Here is a 17,611-nt window from a genome sequence, read left to right as displayed (position 1 = left end):
AATATCGCTACTTCTGCATCCAGAACTGAAAACTCCAAACTAATGGAAGTTTACAACCTTAGCTATATCGCTACTTCTGCATCCAGAACTGCAAACTCCAAACTAAACTAAGGTACCTTTACCGCTTGTCTGCCCAGTAACTTCCACCCTGCTTTTTCTTTGCTCCAAATCAGCAAAATATACAATTTCACATTTCCAGGTACATTTTTATCATTGGTTTTCGCGTTTAAAGTATGGCGTACCAATGCGGTTTTATTTTGAAGGATAACCGACTGATCGGTTAAATTTATATCTACAAAATCTGATTCACCAGAAAGTAAAGAGTGCAAAAACTCTTGCTTAGTCTGTATTTTCCCACTCGAATGGCCGTAGCTCAAATTTGGGAGGATTAATTTATCCAGCGCTGAACTATCTGGCGTAACCATCAGTTTGGTTAATTTCGTTACAGCTGCCTCAACTTCAGTTTTTTGTGCAAAAGAAAAATGTACGGTTCCTAAAATTAAAGCAGATAAAACAAATATTTTCTTGATCATAAGGGATTATTTTGGTTAACGGCTGTAAACTTATCCAAAACTGTGGAAAGGAACAAGTTAAGCACGCTAATTTTCAACATTATTCTATTTAACGTGAATTTTAGTTATTTTTCATTCAAATTACCTAAAATACCTATGGAAAATCCATCTAGTTACCGATCATCATCAAAAAAGAGATTAATCTTTGGCGGACTCCTCTTGGTTTCAATTGCCGCTATTCTTTTTGTATATTTTAACAAGAAGAAAAAAACAAACGAAGAAAACCAGGCTTACGCCAAATACATCGAGGCTTATACTTCGGGTACCATTTCGAAAAAAAGTTTTATCCGTGTGCACCTGGCCAATGCAGCAACCGGCATGCAGGATCTCGGCAAAGCCGATTCGCGCGAATTGTTCGATTTCTCTCCTTCTATTTCCGGAAAAGCCTATTGGATTGATCCGCAGACGATAGAATTCAGGCCAGATGAAAACCTCAAACCAGGCAAAAACTACGAAGCTACCTTTAAACTTTCAGAAGTTTCGGCTACTGAAAAAGGGCTCGAAGATTTCGACTTTGAGTTTAAAGTAATTACACCTGGTATCATGCTCTCTCAAAACGGGCTCGTTTCACAAAACAATACCGCGCTCGATTATATGAAGCTAACCGGTGAAGTAGCCACTGCCGACGTGGAAGAAACCAGTAAAATAGAAAAAACCATTGAGCTCGATTTCGACCAAAAATTAAAAGTAAAATGGCAGCACGATCCGGCAAAAAACACCTCTAAATTTACAATAGACAGCATTAAGAAAACCGGAAGCGACCAGACTTTAAAAATAGACTGGAATGGCGACGCCATTGATGCCGACCAAAAAGGGAGCGAAGAAATCAGGGTTCCGGCACTCAACAAATTCGAAATTCTCGACATTAAAGCCATTCAGGGTGAGGAAGATTATGCCCTGGTGCAATTTTCAGAGCCTATTGGTGTTGGGCAGGATTTAACCGGTATGATTACACTGGGGAATTTGAGCGATCTACGCTACACGATTGATGCCAGTCAGGTTAAGGTTTACGCTGCCGAAGAGCTTAAAGGTAACTATGCCTTAAATGCCAATGCCGGTATCGAAAACATCAATGGCAAAAAACTGGCCACAGGTAAAATGGCCAACCTCGTTTTTGAAGATAAGCTACCTGCAGTAACAATCTCCGGTGGTGGTTCTATTCTACCCAATTCAGGCAAACTGGTCTTACCTTTCGAAGCCATTAACCTGAAAGCAGTTGATGTAACTGTAATTAAGATTTACGAAAACAATATTCCGCAGTTCTTCCAGACAAACAGTTATAAAGATGGCAACGAGTTGCGCAGGGTGGCCAAGCCCATTTTACAGAAAACCGTGCGTTTAGATGAGGATAAAGCGCTTAATCTGCACAAAAAGAACCGTTTTACGCTCGATCTGGACAAGATGATCCGCACGGAGCCTGGTGCGATGTACCGCGTTACCATTGCGTTCAGGCAGGAATACAATGCTTATAACTGTAAAGCTGGCGAAGAAAAAGCTGATGAAGGCGAAGATGGCGCCGAATATGGAGATTACGAAGGTTATGGTGAAAAAATTGATGAAGACGACGATTTCTGGTCGCGCTACAACAACTATTACCCTTCAAATTACAGATGGAACGATAAGGACAATCCTTGTACCCCATCTTTCTACACCAATCAGCGCTGGGCCAGCAGAAACTTAATTGCCTCGAACATTGGTTTAGTTGCCAAACGCGGTAATGATAATTCGATGCTGGTAGTGGCTACCGATTTATTAACTGCCAAACCATTGAGTGGCGTAAATCTGGAGCTGATGGATTACCAGAAACAGATTATTTTCACCACCAAAACGGATGGTGATGGTTTGGCCAGGTTTGATTTAAAACGCCAGCCATTTTTACTGATTGCAAAAAATGGTTCAGAACGTGGTTATTTAAAGCTCGATGATGGCAGTTCGCTGCCATTAAGCCGTTTCGACGTAGGTGGCGATGTGGTGCAAAGCGGCTTAAAGGGTTTTATTTATGGCGAGCGAGGTGTTTGGCGTCCGGGCGACAGCTTATTTGTTTCCTTTGTGCTCGAAGATAAACTCAAGAAACTTCCGGCAAATTATCCGGTAACGATGGAGTTTTATAATCCAAAAGGCCAGTTGTATAAACGCCTGATTAATGGCAAACCACTTAACGGTTTCTATACGTTTAAGACTGCAACTGATAATACAGCTCCAACAGGTAACTGGATGGCCAAAGTAAAAGCCGGCGGAGCTACTTTCACCAAAACACTTAAAATTGAGACGGTTATGCCTAACCGCCTTAAAATCGATTTCAATGTTGGTAACAGACCTTATTTAACCAGTGGTACTTCTGCCGCTACCCTATCGGCCAAATGGCTCTTTGGCGCTGTAGCCCAAAACCTGAAAGCCAAGGTAGATGTGAATTTAAATACCACCGAAACCAAGTTTAAAGGTTTTGAAGGTTTTAGTTTTGATAATCCAACTGTAAATTTCGAGTCGCAGGTTAAAACCATCTTTGAAGGTACTTTAAATCAAAATGGTTCGGCACAGGTAAATACCAATCTGAATGAGAACAATACTGCACCAGGAGTATTGCGGGCAAATTTCACCACCAAGGTTTTCGAGCCCGGAGGTAACTTCAGTATCGATAATTTTAGTATCCCTTACCATGTGTACAGCAGTTATCTGGGTATACGTCCGGCAAAAGGCGACCGTTTAAGTGGCATGCTGGTTACCGGGCAGGATCATAAGATCGAAATTGTAAATGTAAATACCGATGGCAAGCTGTTGAGTGGCAGCAAGACCGTTCAGGTTGAATTGTATAAAACGCAATGGCGCTGGTGGTGGGAACAAGATGATCAGTATACTTATGCTAATTTTACCCAAAACCAATATAATAAACTTGTAGAAAGCCATCAGGTTAACCTTACCAACGGTAAAGGAAGCTGGAATTTACGCGTTAATGAACCCGAATGGGGCCGTTACCTCATCCTGGTACGCGATATCAATGGCGGCCATGTAACCGGCAAATCTGTTTACGTAGATTGGCCGGGCTGGGCGCAGCGTGAGCAAGGAAGCAATCCGACCGAAGCTTCGATGCTCTCTTTCACAGCCAATAAAGAGAAATTTACAGTAGGCGAAGACATTACACTCACCATTCCAACAGGAAAAGATGGCCGGGCATTAATCTCTATCGAAAATGGCAGCCGTGTGCTTAAAACTTTCTGGGTTGATACCAAAGCCGGACAAACACAGTTTAAGTTCAAGGCCGAAAAAGAAATGGCGCCAAATGTTTTTGCCAACATTACACTCTTACAACCGCATGCTCAAACGGTAAATGATCTACCAATCCGAATGTATGGAGCTATTCCGCTATCGGTAGAAGATCCGCAAACCATTTTAAAACCCACCATAAAAATGGCCGATAAAATTAAACCGGAGACTGAAAATACCATTACCGTAGGCGAACAGAACGGCAAGGCCATGACTTATACCATTGCTTTGGTTGATGAAGGTTTGCTCGATCTTACCCGTTTTAAAACACCTGATCCGCACAGCGCTTTCTATGCACGCGAAGGTTTGGGGGTTAAAACCTGGGATCTATTTGATTATGTATTGGGTGCCTGGGGCGGAAATTTAGAACGGATTTTAAGCATTGGTGGTGATGGAAGCATCAATAAAAACCTCAATCCTGCTAAAGCAAACCGTTTTAAGGCTGTTGTTAAATTTATGGGGCCATTTACCATTGGCAAAGGCGAAAGCAAAACCCACAAATTTAAACTACCACAATACATTGGCTCAGTGAGGGCAATGGTGGTGGCTGGTCAGGATGCTGCTTATGGCTTTGCCGAGAAAGCGGTACAGGTTAAAAAACCTTTAATGGTATTGGCTACCTTACCGCGGGTAATTGGTCCGGGCGAAACTTTTACACTTCCGGTAACGGTTTTTGCTACCGAAGCCAACCTTAAAAATGTTTCAGTACAGTTGCAGGCCAGTAATTTAGTGGTTCAGGGCAACAACAAGCAACAGCTGTACTACAAACAAACGGGCGAGCAAATGGCTTATTTTGAAGTAAAAGCACCAAATAATGTGGGCATTGCTAAAGTTAAGGTAATTGCAACCAGTGGTGGCGAACGTACCGATTACGATGTGGAAATGGACATCAGAAATCCGAATCCTTACGTTACCAATGTCGTATCGGCAACCGTTCAACCGCATACCAAATGGGCGGTAAATTATCAACCTATCGGAATGGTGGGGACCAATTCGGGTGCACTCGAAGTTTCATCGATCCCGGCCATTAACCTTAGCAAACGATTGGGTTACCTGATCCAGTATCCGCACGGTTGTGTCGAACAGACTACTTCGGGCATTTTTCCGCAATTGTACCTCGACAGGCTCAGCGCACTTAATGAGCAGCAAAAAGCAGCTACAGAGAAAAATATTAAAGCTGGTATTAACAGACTTAAAGGTTTCCAGACTACCGAAGGTGGCTTATCTTACTGGCCGGGCGAAGGCAGTGCCGATGAATGGGGAAGTAATTATGCCGGTCACTTTTTAGTTGAAGCCCAAAACGCAGGTTATACCCTTCCGGTTGGCCTGTTAGATGATCTTTTACGTTACCAAAAATCGAAAGCCGCAAACTGGGCACCAAACAGCAATAACTTTTATGGCGGCGACTTATCGCAAGCTTACCGCTTATATATGCTGGCCCTGGCCAAAAAACCTGAAATGGCGGCCATGAACCGTTTAAAAGCCTTTGAGTACTTATCGGTAGCAGCTAAATGGCGCTTGGCAGCAGCTTATAAACTGGCCGGACAAAATGAGGTAGCCCAAAATATGATCAGAGGTTTAGATACTTCAATTGAAGCTTATAAGCAATTAGGTGGCACTTATGGTTCAGATGTCCGTGATCAGGCCATGATTTTAGAAACACTTACCCTACTCGGACAAAAAGCCAAAGCAGCCGGTTTATTGCAACCTTTAGCGGCTAAACTAGGCGAAAATACCTGGTACAGTACGCAAACCACCGCCTACAGCTTATTGGCCATTGCCAAATTCTGCGGCACCAATCAATCGGCCAATAAATTGCAATATCAATATGTACTGGATGGAAAATCGGCCCCGGTTAACAGCAACCAATACATTAACAGTACACCGGTAAACTTTAAAGGCAGCACAGCATCAGTTACCAATAATGGCAATAATGTGCTGTTTGTGCGTTTGGTTTTAGCGGGTCAGCCTGTTGCCGGACAGAATAATTTTCTGCCCAACCGATCTGATGTGCTGGATATGAATGTAATATACAAGCGCTTAAACGGAACGGTAATCGATCCGACTACGATCAAACAAGGCACAGATTTTTATGCAGAAGTTACGGTTAAAAATCCGGGGCGAATGGGCTTATATGAGCAAATGGCCTTAACACAGATTTTCCCTTCGGGATGGGAAATCATCAATACCAGATTAAATGATAATCAGAGTATGCTGGCCTCCTCTCCTTTTACCTATCAGGATATTCGAGACGACCGCGTTTTCACCTATTTTAATATTAGAGAAGGCGAAAGTTTGGTTTATAAGGTATTACTGAATGCTTCATATTTGGGCAAATATTATCTGTCGGCAGTTCAATGCGAAGCCATGTACAATAATGATATTTCGGCAACACAGCCTGGTAAATGGGTGCAGGTGGTAAAATAGAAAACACTATTGGTCGATGTCTCACCAAATGAAAAGGATAGTAAACGCTGGTTGGTGAAGACACCAACCAGTAGATAATTAAAAAAAGATAACCTCAAATGAAAATTAAAATCACAATTCTGGTTTTTCTTATTCCATTTTGTGCAATTGCACAAAAAACCGGAATTGTATCAGACGTTAATTACCAAATGGGTTACGTTTATCTTAAGGGAGCCTTTAAAACAAAAGTTCTTGCCGAAAACGACCTAAATTTTAATCTGTTAACTTATTTAACAACTTATTTAAATAAAAAAAACATTGAGAATAAGCAATTTGAAAACTTCGATTTTAATGAGCTTGAATATTTTCCACAACGGTATAAATACAAAAAAATGGTTGCTTATGCTGAAGATTTCTGCATTAAAAATAACCTGGATCAAATTATAATCATTAGAAAGAAGAATGCCTATACCCTAACAGATCCTATGCAAATGTTTGATGGTTTCAATCACGATTTTGGCATTGCAACATTGAGTATGTATGATAAACGACCAATTTTGTTCTATAATTTTTCGCTAATCAAGTATTTAAAAGGAAGCAATGATTTTAAAATACTTCTGTCTCCAAGCTATAAAAATCACAAATTCGATGATGTGATTCTGGATAAAGAAAATTACAAACTAGCAAACGATAAGGTCTTAATGTATTTCCAACCTGTTTTTGAAACGATATTAAATAATGGTCTTGATAAATGATTGATACCAATCGATGACCCGTAACAACAAATTAGCCTTTACTTATTTAATAACAACACTTAAACTATCGGTTGGTGTCCGCACCGACCGGCAAATAAAAACTGGATTTATGGCACACCAACCAGTACACTCAAAAAACCAATGAACAAAATACCAAAAGCATTCCTGATTTCCGATTTTTTGTGTGTGGTGCTGCTTTTGGTATTTCTTTTTTCCCTACCGGCAAAGCTTTTTAAAACGCCTACCTCTTATGTTATCGAAGCCCGCAATGGTAATTTACTAAGTGCAGCAATAGCCAGCGATGGGCAATGGCGTTTTCCGGTTGCCGACTCGGTACCGGTAAAATTTAAAGATTGTATTATCGCCTTCGAGGATAAGAGATTCTATCATCATTTTGGCGTCGATCTTTTGGCCATGGGCAGGGCCATGAAACAAAATTTAAGGGCTAAAAGTGTGGTAAGTGGTGGCAGTACGCTCAGCATGCAGGTAATCCGACTTTCGCGTAAGCAAGATCGAACCATCTGGCAAAAATTGCTGGAAGTGATACTGGCTATCCGACTGGAAATTAAATACAATAAAGATGAAATCATTGGCCTGTATGCCGCCAATGCCCCTTTTGGGAGTAACGTGGTAGGCTTGGAAGCTGCCAGCTGGCGCTATTATGGTCGCGATGCCAAAACGCTTTCATGGGGCGAAACGGCTACGCTTGCAGTGTTACCCAATAGTCCTTCGCTGGTGCATCCGGGTAAAAATTCCGAAAAACTGATCAAAAAAAGAAACGATTTATTAGATAAACTGGTCAAATTGAAATATATCGACCAAACTACCGCTAATTTATCCAAACTAGAACCTGTTCCAGGCAAACCTTTACCCCTGCCGCAAAATGCACCACATTTGTTAAATCGCTTTAAGGCAGAGCAGAAAAACCTCGATGTAAATTCGACCAGAATTACTTCAACCTTAGATGAAAATATCCAGATCAAGGTAAACGCGATCTTAAAACGGTACAATAACCGCTACCGGGCAAACGACATTAACAATATTTCAGCGTTGATTTTAGACGTTAGGTCCCGCCAGGTAGTGAGTTACGTGGGTAACATTTATCAACCTGAAAATACCGATCTGCAAAGCCATGTAGATATGATAAAGGCTTTACGCAGTCCAGGGAGCACTTTGAAACCGCTTTTGTATGCCAGTATGATGAATGATGGCTTTATCCTACCGCACACTTTGATTGCCGATATCCCGACACAAATTGCAGGTTATTCGCCGCAAAATTACGATTTAGGTTACGATGGCGCCATCGCTGCTGATAAAGCTTTAAGCCGTTCGCTCAACATTCCGGCTGTAAAAATGCTGCAACAATATAAGTATGAACGTTTTTACGATAAGCTCAAAAAAATCGGGATCAGTACGCTTAATCAACCGGCAGATCATTACGGTTTATCGCTCATTTTAGGTGGCAGCGAAGTAACCATGTGGGATCTGGCCAACACCTACATGGGTATGGCGCGCACTTTAAACCATTTTAATACCTACAAAGGGTTGTACAATCCTAATGATTACCTTCAGGCCAGCTATCTTAAAGACAATAAAAAAGATGAAACCGATCTTCAGCGCAATTCATTTTTAGATCATGGAGCTATCTGGGCCACTTTTAATGCCATGGAAGAAGTAATGCGGCCCGGTGATGAGGGTTTATGGGAGCAATTTTCATCTTCGCAACGCATAGCCTGGAAAACCGGTACCAGTTTTGGTTTCCGCGATGCCTGGGCAGTGGGTTTAACCCCCAATTATGTGGTTTGTGTTTGGGTTGGCAATGCCGATGGCGAAGGTCGCCCGGGATTGGTAGGAATTGAAGCTGCCGCCCCTGTAATGTTCGATATTTTCAGGCTGTTACCCAACGGAAAATGGTTCGAAACACCTGCAACCAAATTAAAAAAACTCAAAATCTGCAGGCAAAGTGGCTACAAAGCTGGCGAATATTGCGAAAACGTGGTAGAAGAACTGGTACCTCCAGCAGGCGAAAAAACAGCTGTTTGCCCATATCATAAACTAATCCATCTCGATAAAACGGGCGCTTACCGGGTAACCGATTTATGCGAAAGTGTAACCCAGATGCAGCACAAGAGCTGGTTTATTTTACCACCAGCAATGGAATACTATTATAAAATCAAAAACAGCGATTACAAAGACCTGCCCCCATTTAAAAGTGGCTGCGACGTTTCGGGCGGAAACAGTGTGATGGAACTCATCTATCCTAAAAACAACGCCACAGTGTACATCCCACTTGAACTCGATGGTACGCGTGGAAAAATTGTACTCAACGCTGCGCACAGAAACCCACACGCCAAAATATACTGGCATCTTGATAACGAATACGTAACCACTACAACCAATTTCCACCAGTTGGCCATTAATCCGCCACCGGGAAAACACACCTTAACTTTGGTTGATGAAAGCGGCGAAAGACTGGTGCAGGTATTTACTGTTTTAGATAAGGAAAAAGGTAAATCACCTTAAACTTTAGATTGGTAAGACCAAAAGCGACACAAAAACATAACAAACTGATATTAAAAAAGTTATACACTTTTTCAACACTATTAGCTATATTTATATAAGCGGCGCGAGCCCCCGAAACCAACCATTCAAGTATAGCTATTTAGTGTAAACCTAAACCAATTTTGTTATGACCAGTAAATCCGGTTTTACCAAAATGGACATCTCTGAATTTGAAACCTGGATTTCAAATTTAAGGGTCGCCAGAACCATTTTGTATGTTCAGGAGCACCACACCTGGAGCCCCTCTTATGTAAATTTTAAAGGCAACAATCATTTCGACTTACAGCAGGGCATGAAAAGTTATCATGTAAGTCACAACGGCTGGAAAGATATTGGCCAGCATTTTACCACTTTTCCGGATGGAAGCATTTTAACCGGCCGAAGTCTGGAGGATACACCTGCCTGCATTCTGGGTTTTAATTCGAATGCGATATGTATAGAAAATCTCGGAAATTTTGATGCGGGCAAGGACACGATGACCGCTGAGCACCAAAATACGATTATTAAGTTAACCGCAGCCCTATGCAAAAAATTCGGTATTGCGGTTAATAGTGATAAAGTAGTTTATCACCACTGGTTTAACCTGATTACCGGTGTTCGGAACAATGGTACCGGCAACAACAAAACCTGCCCCGGCACCAACTTTTTTGGTGGGAATATGGTTGCAGATTGCAATCAAAATTTCTTACCGCTGGTTAGTGCCGCCTTAAATGGCGCAGTACCACAGCCTGCGCAAAACGTAATTAAATATGTAGCGGTTACAGCCGATAGCTTGAACATCAGGGAGGATGCAAACGCCCAGAGTAAAAAAGTAAGTAGCGTAGCACCAGCAACTTTAGGGGCAGTTCTGCGGGTTTATGAAGAAAAAAACGGCTGGTATAAAATTTCCGGATCGCAACAGCATTGGGTAAATGGCAGTTACACCAAAACTGTAACCAGGGCCACAGTAAATGCAAGTACTTTGAATGTGAGAAGCGGTCCCGGCACTAATTTCCCTAAGGTTTCGGCATTAGCTCAAAATCAGGAGGTTTTTATTGTTGAAGAAAGTAATGGCTGGAGTAAAATCAGTTCGGACAATAAATGGGTGAAGAAAGAATTTTTAACTTAATTTGAAACGCTCCATAAACGGATTGTTTATAAAGCAAGGTTTTAATCTTCCATATTTATCCGGTTACGATATTATTCAAAGGCTGGTTGGCTATTTGGCGCTCTCCTTGTGCAATATTACCCTTAACAAAATTAAACAATTGCGTTTTATCTGATAAAGCCAGCGTTAAGCCATTCATATTATCGGCATCAACGTCACGCCAAACCGTCGCAGCCCCCAGGCTGGCATTTAAAACAGTGTTTCTAATGTGTGCAACATCGGCATTTAGCTCGTTCCTTAATTCGGACTCAACAATTTGTTGTGCTGCCCTACGGGTTGGTGCCATACTTAATCTCGGCCTCGTACGGGCAACAAAATTTGCGGTGTGCGGAGTAGAACCGTAAGTACGGCTTACACCAAAATTATGCCTGTTACTGTGCAGATTAATGACATAGGCGCCGCTGCAATGGCTTCCATTGGTTAAATTAAAAATCGGATTTCCTGCCAGAAAAACCCTTTGTCCTGTTGCGCCAAAAACCATTCCCGAGGCTTCGACTAAAGTAGCACACTGTGGTTGATGATCTGGCGTAACACTATCGTAAGTAGGCGTTGGTACACCAGTATAAGTACCAACAGCTCCTTCATACAGGTATTTCTGCCTGGCATCGGCCAATGTTGCTGTACCCATAATTTGCCGCAGAATTTCCATCAGCTCGGTTTCTTTAATTAACAGCTGCTGATAATTTGGGTTTTGCTCAATTAAATTTTCGTTTGATGGATCGTCAGAAAGTGCTTTAACAGCATTGAGTAAGGTTACAATATGGCTATCATAAAGTGCCCTGGCATTATCGGCTAATTGTTTTTTAGCCGCACCCGGACCAGTAGTTTCACCAGCATATTGCGCTTGTAATTGGGTAATCAGTAAACTTGCCGGACGCGGATTGGCACTGGCCACATAAAGCTGGGCATTTCTGCCTTCGCCCTGATAATACATTTCGTGATGTTCTCCATCTGCTGCCACAAAAGGTCTTCGCCGGTTCCACCAGCCCCTAATAGCATCTACAACTGCCCTTCCTGCATTCATTATGGCTCCACCAACCCTGATAGCCTGATCGATCACCCACAGAATTCCGTTATCGATCCGTACTTTTACCGCAGTCAAAATTTCCTGCATCCTTGTCGCTATTCTGCCGAAACCAAATTGGTTGGCCAGGAATCCGATCATAATGGGGAGTGAGTTAGCCAAAATTCCTTCTAAGAAATTGGCAGCCCCGGCAATATTTCCGCGGGCCACATCAGCAAGCATGGTAACATACTGATTGATGATGCGCAGTATAGGCACAAAATATTCTGTAAAACTCTGAATAGCCCTGTAAACCGCCAAAATACTGTTCACAACCGGCATAATACCCGAAATATCGAGCATACTCAACAGCCAGGCGGTTGCCTGCGCCATAATTCGTTCGTTAATAAAGGTTACAATGTTATTAATTACCGTATCCCATAAATTACTGAGTTGTTCCTGAATTCGCTCCCATATTGCAGCTGGTCCACGCTCTACCACATCAGCAACAAAACTCCAGGCACCGGTAGCCATATCAAGCATACCGCGTAATCTTTGTGCCCTTTCTTCGCCAATTCTGGTAGCCAGCAGATTAAAAATATTGTCGACAGTAATGCCTAAAATCTGGAGGATGAAACTAAAAATTGAGCCAAATGAAAAATCAGTAGGTGGCGTAATACCCAAAGCCTGCATTTCGGCGGTTAGCCAATTGACTACACCTGATAGTAAATGCGTGCCGATATTACCAAAAAACTGAGTAAATCCTTGTTGTAAACCACTCAACAAATTAATGAAGAAACCAACCGGGTTGCCCAAAATATCGACAACTGCCTGCGATGCATTGGCCAATATGGAAACAACCAGTTCGGGCGGTATACCTACCAGGCTCAGCAATTCCCTGAAGAATGTCCACATAGCACCCGGCAAGTTGCCATCTACAAAAACCTGGTACAAAATGGTCATCACAATTTGTTGTGCCCTGGCCCACACATCGCCAATAGCCATAATCTGGTTAAACAGTGGAATTCTGCTCAGGATTTGCTCAATAAGGAAGTCTTTTATCGGTGTTCGGATACATTCAGGGATGAGCATAAAAGGTCCCAGAATAAAATCTCCGGCTCGTCCTGCCAAATCACTCAATGTATCGACTATTCTTTGCAACGCATTTAATATGGGCTGGATAAAACTTGCCAGATACCCTAAACCACTGCTTGCCATGTTAAACAGATCGACCACCCCGGTTTGTACCCAGGTGCTTAAACTTAATGCCGTATCATTTACCCATGCAATTGCTGGCGCTGCCACTGCAAATATCGAACTTGAAGCAACTGAATTATAGAAACCTGTAATTTGACCTACAAAACCGCCCACACTTTCGGCAACCCACAAACCTGCGTTACTAATGCCCTGCTGCACTTCGACAATTTTGGTTTGCACTGCCGGCAAAATCGTATCACGAAGTGAGGCCTGCTGTGCCCGTGCCGCAACTCCCGATCCATCATCGCCCATTGCGGTAGCCATTCCGTTAACACCGGCAGCAAAATTAGATACGGTATCGCGCAGGTTCATGATGGCATTGAGCGGCAAAATATCCATTACCCGCGTTGCAATTTGCTGAACAGGCTCAATTACAGGCCTGATCGTTTCCTGAATAGAAGTCCAGGCTTCCTCAGCTTTTCCGGTGATCCACTGGATAACACCATTTGAATTTTCGGCACCCGAACTGTCTGTACCAAATCCCAGTGTCGATTTTACCCAATCCCAGGCCATTGAACCATATTCGCGTACTGGCGATGTCCAATCCCAAATCCGTTGCCCGATATCCTGCATCCAGGCCCATACATCGGCCGCTGTTTGCCCGAGCCAATCAACCACCGGTGCACCAAACGAAGTCCACAAACCGGAGAAAAACTCCCCAATAGGCCGTACAAAATCGGTTAAACCTGCCCATGCATCGGTAGCTAGGGTAGTAATAACCTCTTTGAGTTCGTTAACAGCAGCCAGCAGCGGTGCACAATCGCCGGCAATTAAGGCCTGCATAATGGCCGAAACCCGCTGGTACAGCATCGAGAATACGGCTATTAAATTGGTAACGAAACTACCTACAGCAGGAAAGCGGTCAAATAACCTGTTCAGCCCGGCCATCAGTTTTTCGCGCAGGAAGCCTAAAATACCTTTACTACTAATTTCCCTAAGCACCTGTACAAATTCGGCAGGCGCAATGGTTTCTACAATTTCCCAGGCACTATCGGCCAGCCACTCGCCTAACGACCAGCGTTGCACCTGCTCCTCATTGCAGGCACAGCGATTGATTTGCTCAGGTTCTTTTACTACCCGCAAAATTTCCTTGCGTTCTTCCTTCCGCTTTATTTTTTCAGGTTCTGCTTTCCGCTGTAATTTTTTATCCTTCTCCTTTGTTTTTCGCTTCACACTTCCGCCCTGCTGGATGGTATGCGTAAGCTCGTGGGCCAAAAGGAATTTCCCACCGGAGGAATTTGGATTGTACTCGCCCTGGTTGAAATAAATGTTATTGCCAACTGTAAATGCCCTGGCATTTACGTGAGCGGTCATCTTTGCTGCGTGTGTATTATCGTGAATGCGTACGCCAGAAAAATCGGCGCCCATTTTACCGCCTAAATCTGCACTTATATGCCGTGGCAGACTTGTGCCACCCCCTTTGGTTGCTGCTATTCCGGATTGAACGCTGGCCGGTGCAGTTCCACCTGCTGCAAAACCACTGCCAGCCTTTGCTTGTAATACCCCGGGTTGATCTATTTCCTTTAATTCTTCTTCTTTACGCGCTATTTTTTCTTTTTGGTCACAGCCAGAACATTTGCGTTGTACTTTCATTTCAGGTGCGGTTCGGCTTGCTCCCGCCATGGCAAAACCTGCACTGGCCGGCATCCGCATTACCCGTTCTGCAACCTGATCAGCTTCTTTTTCCTGTGGATCGTTTACAGCACCAACTTTTAGCTTAGCCTGGATACAGCCTGTTCCGGGCCTGTTGTGTGTAACAGACTTCGGTTGAGAATTGCTATATGCCAGTACGCTGCCCATGTTTATAATGTTCTGCCTGATTTTTTAAGTTCGCGTTTTATCCCTTCAACAATATCTCTTTGCCTGATTTCTTTTCCACCGGCTTTGAGCATTTGCATGGTGGCATATTGTACCACATTGATAATGACACCGCCGGTGAGCTCGAATTTTTGAGCAATATCATTGAGATTTACCTTCGCTTCGAGCTGAATCAAAGGCGAAAAGCCCTGCTCCCAAAGTAAAGCCCGCTGACTGGCCTGTGGCATCGGAAATTCGATAACGGATTGAAAACGGCGTAAAAATGCCTGATCGATATTCTGTTTAAAATTACTGGCCAGGATTACCAATCCGTTGTGGTCTTCAATCCTTTGCAGCAAATAACTGGTTTCCTGATTGGCATACTTATCGCGTGCATCGCTAACGTTAGTCCGCTTACCAAAGAGGGCATCCGCTTCATCAAAAAACAATATCCAGCCCTGATTTTCTGCAGCATCGAACACTTTGGACAGGTTTCTGCCAGTTTCGCCAATATATTTACTCACTACCCGGCTTAAATCAATCCGGTAAACAGGTAAATTGTGTTTTTTGCCTAATACTGCTGCTGCGAGTGATTTTCCGGTGCCTGGCTGACCATAAAAGAGCGTGCGGAAACCGGGTTTTATTTTATGTCTGAGCCCGAGATCGTTCATCATGGTTTTATTATGCTGCAGCCACGAATCAAGCAGTTCCAAATGCTCGCAGGTATGCTCAGGCAACACCAAATCTTCGTATTGCATATTGGTTTCGATAAGATGTGCCGGAAAGTCGGCCGAAAACCGCGGTTTACTTCTTTCACCTGTAGTAAATTCTTCGAACCAGTTTTTATTGATGTGTAATGGAATGCTCGAAATGGGTTCGCCGGGTGGCAAGGGCTCATATTCCAGTACATTGAGTGCAAAGAGTGGATTTCGGGCATCAAACAGTTTTAACAGATCGAAACGCAGCATTAAGTTATCGGCAGCCAGCAAAAACAAAAACGTTTCGGCTGTAGGCAAAAAACCACTGAACACATTGCCTTTTCTACCTCCAAACTCGGTGAAGATCTGGCCGGTTTGCGGATTCTGTACCAAAAATATATCCAGGCATTGCGGCTTGATCTGGGTTACCATGGCCAGAAAAAGCAAAAAACGATCAGCAAATCCAAGCTGATGCTGTACCAGAAAACGGCCATAACTGGAATTGGACTGGCTTAAATCGGGCGGCTGAACGTCGAAAATACTGGTGCTTTCAGCCACACTCCCTGCATTGATGGCACTACGGAGCTGCAACACCTTTTCAAACCAGTTTAATTCGGCCAAAAGTGCATCGGCATTTGCCTTTAATGTGCTGTTTACCAGTTCAGACTGATCAAATAATTGTTCCATGGTAAGCGTATTATGGATAAAGGCCAGGGTATGGTATCCAGTAAAACATCAAATCCTTTTCTTTCTACATGTACATGATAGTTGTTTGTGCGAAAAATTAAGCTGCCATCCCGTTTCAAAAAAGTTTCGGTCAGACCTTGTACGGTTGTTGAACCTAGTTTGGTCCAATGTTGAATGGCCATACTTTTCAGGGTATCGCTCCAGCCAAGTTCTTCATCGGTAAAACTTATTTCGTTAAACAAAATGATGGTTTCTGGCGCTATACCACACAATATCTTATTTAATGCCAGGGCGCACTCATCTTCCGGCATTTCGTTATAAACTAAATAATGGAGGTATACGACAGCTTTGTGCAAACTGATTTCATCCTTAAATTCCTTTCCGTTTAACAATTGCAGGGAGTTAAACAGGTTTTTGAAATAAGGATAAAGCAAAACCAGACCTGCATTTTCAATTAATATGGATGCTTCCTGATTTACCCCATCAACGCGTTGCGGATTTATTTTTTCTTCTACCGGATTAACAGCAGGTTTCGAAGCAACAACAGGTTCTTGTTTTTGCCGGGTAATTGCAGTGTATAATTTGTTGAGCCGCAAAACCAACTCTGCCTCAGTTTGCCTGCTTTCCACTTCTGTTCGGGTTAATGTCAAAGCCTCGAGTACTATTGTTCTTAAAACAGGCTGCTGCTCAACCAAAGTAAAGAGCCACAAGCCAAAATCTGTGTGGTCTGACTCGCTTTCACCTACTGCTAACCGGCTAAACCAATATTCAACTATTAATTTAAATAATTTATCGTTTATATTTGGTTCTAAGCATTTTAAAATATTAAAATCGGTTATAAACTGGTGAATCTGATAGAAAAACATTTTCCTACCTACCAACTGAATTAAGCGCCTGTAAGTGGCAGTCTGATGTTTTACAGCATTTACAAACTGAGCAAATATTCCGGCATCAGCATTTAAAAGTTGTAACAGTAGAGGCGCTGGTTTAAACGAAGTCGTAGTGGCCAGCCACCAGGGTTTTAATCCGGTTTCACAGTAAAATGCCAGTGCTTCGTAACCGTTTGCTCCGGCCAGGTATCCCGCTGAAACTGCATTAACCGATCCGGAATCGGGCGCGTTTACTTTAAGATGTGTAAGAAAGTCGATGAGTTTTTCGTCCTTTACCAAAACCGCATTAACCTCTTGTTGATGGTGCGTACGCAGATAACGGTAAACCTGAATAGTAAGCTGTTCTTCAATGTCTTGCGCAAGTGTATTTAAACTTAAACTACCGATATCGATATTTAGCTGATCGATGCGAATGGTATGGTTAAGGGCAAATTCATCAAAGATATTTTCAAGCACCTGGGGCAGCCTCGTTTTGCAAAAATGGCTGATTTCGGCCTGCACCCGCTCCCAATCCTGTTGACTGGCAACAGTAAGCAACATTTTTTGCGATTGGATGAGGTGCTGGTTCATATGGCT

Annotated in this window: 8 protein-coding genes; 4 read left to right on the top strand and 4 right to left on the bottom strand. The window is 42.9% G+C overall.

The window, feature by feature from the left end; translation table 11 throughout:
- Window positions 1–107 precede the first annotated feature (107 nt).
- Window positions 108–533: a nuclear transport factor 2 family protein gene (locus BLR37_RS10545; RefSeq protein WP_090768262.1), complete on the bottom strand. Its 426-nt coding sequence runs from the start codon at window positions 531–533 to the stop codon at window positions 108–110.
- A 135-nt stretch (window positions 534–668) separates the two neighbouring features.
- Here BLR37_RS10545 and BLR37_RS10540 point away from each other — a divergent pair, with 135 nt between their 5' ends.
- The 4 genes from BLR37_RS10540 (at window position 669) to BLR37_RS10525 (ending at window position 10,664) form a co-directional block, all read left to right on the top strand.
- Window positions 669–6,260, top strand: coding sequence for an alpha-2-macroglobulin family protein (locus BLR37_RS10540; RefSeq protein WP_090768259.1), 5,592 nt, complete (start codon window positions 669–671; stop codon window positions 6,258–6,260).
- A 98-nt stretch (window positions 6,261–6,358) separates the two neighbouring features.
- Window positions 6,359–6,994 (top strand): hypothetical protein, encoded by a 636-nt coding sequence (locus BLR37_RS10535; RefSeq protein ID WP_090768256.1) that lies wholly within the window; start codon window positions 6,359–6,361, stop codon window positions 6,992–6,994.
- A 141-nt stretch (window positions 6,995–7,135) separates the two neighbouring features.
- Window positions 7,136–9,517, top strand: coding sequence for a penicillin-binding protein 1C (gene pbpC, locus BLR37_RS10530; RefSeq protein WP_090768253.1), 2,382 nt, complete (start codon window positions 7,136–7,138; stop codon window positions 9,515–9,517).
- A 166-nt stretch (window positions 9,518–9,683) separates the two neighbouring features.
- A complete protein-coding gene (locus BLR37_RS10525; RefSeq protein WP_090768250.1) occupies window positions 9,684–10,664 on the top strand; it encodes an SH3 domain-containing protein in 981 nt (326 codons plus the stop codon).
- A gap of 55 nt (window positions 10,665–10,719) precedes the next feature.
- Here BLR37_RS10525 and BLR37_RS10520 read toward each other — a convergent pair whose 3' ends face one another.
- From BLR37_RS10520 to BLR37_RS10510, 3 genes are read right to left on the bottom strand one after another with little or no spacing between them, the layout of a single operon-like run.
- The gene (locus BLR37_RS10520; RefSeq protein ID WP_090768246.1) at window positions 10,720–14,763 is read right to left on the bottom strand and encodes an eCIS core domain-containing protein; all 4,044 of its coding nucleotides are present in this window, start codon (window positions 14,761–14,763) and stop codon (window positions 10,720–10,722) included.
- A 2-nt stretch (window positions 14,764–14,765) separates the two neighbouring features.
- Window positions 14,766–16,145: an ATP-binding protein gene (locus BLR37_RS10515; protein WP_208599631.1), complete on the bottom strand. Its 1,380-nt coding sequence runs from the start codon at window positions 16,143–16,145 to the stop codon at window positions 14,766–14,768.
- Entirely contained in the window at window positions 16,112–17,605 is a 1,494-nt protein-coding gene (locus BLR37_RS10510; protein ID WP_090768243.1) for a contractile injection system tape measure protein, read from the bottom strand. Before BLR37_RS10510 ends, BLR37_RS10515 begins: the two co-directional genes overlap by 34 nt.
- Window positions 17,606–17,611: the final 6 nt, after the last annotated feature.

The sequence above is a fragment of the Pedobacter soli genome (assembly GCF_900101435.1).
GTDB classification, from domain to species: Bacteria; Bacteroidota; Bacteroidia; order Sphingobacteriales; family Sphingobacteriaceae; genus Pedobacter; species Pedobacter soli.
The sequence above is the reverse complement of the archived record's forward strand: the minus strand, read 5'-3'. Positions and strand labels throughout refer to the sequence as shown.

What these genes read in the sequence shown, in the direction of transcription:
- BLR37_RS10525 (WP_090768250.1), top strand. Translation starts at nt 9,684, where the DNA reads ATGACCAGTAAATCCGGTTTTACCAAAATGGACATCTCTGAATTTGAA.
- BLR37_RS10520 (WP_090768246.1), bottom strand. Translation starts at nt 14,763, where the DNA reads ATGGGCAGCGTACTGGCATATAGCAATTCTCAACCGAAGTCTGTTACA.
- BLR37_RS10545 (WP_090768262.1), bottom strand. Translation starts at nt 533, where the DNA reads ATGATCAAGAAAATATTTGTTTTATCTGCTTTAATTTTAGGAACCGTA.
- BLR37_RS10535 (WP_090768256.1), top strand. Translation starts at nt 6,359, where the DNA reads ATGAAAATTAAAATCACAATTCTGGTTTTTCTTATTCCATTTTGTGCA.
- BLR37_RS10510 (WP_090768243.1), bottom strand. Translation starts at nt 17,605, where the DNA reads ATGAACCAGCACCTCATCCAATCGCAAAAAATGTTGCTTACTGTTGCC.
- BLR37_RS10540 (WP_090768259.1), top strand. Translation starts at nt 669, where the DNA reads ATGGAAAATCCATCTAGTTACCGATCATCATCAAAAAAGAGATTAATC.
- pbpC (WP_090768253.1), top strand. Translation starts at nt 7,136, where the DNA reads ATGAACAAAATACCAAAAGCATTCCTGATTTCCGATTTTTTGTGTGTG.
- BLR37_RS10515 (WP_208599631.1), bottom strand. Translation starts at nt 16,145, where the DNA reads ATGGAACAATTATTTGATCAGTCTGAACTGGTAAACAGCACATTAAAG.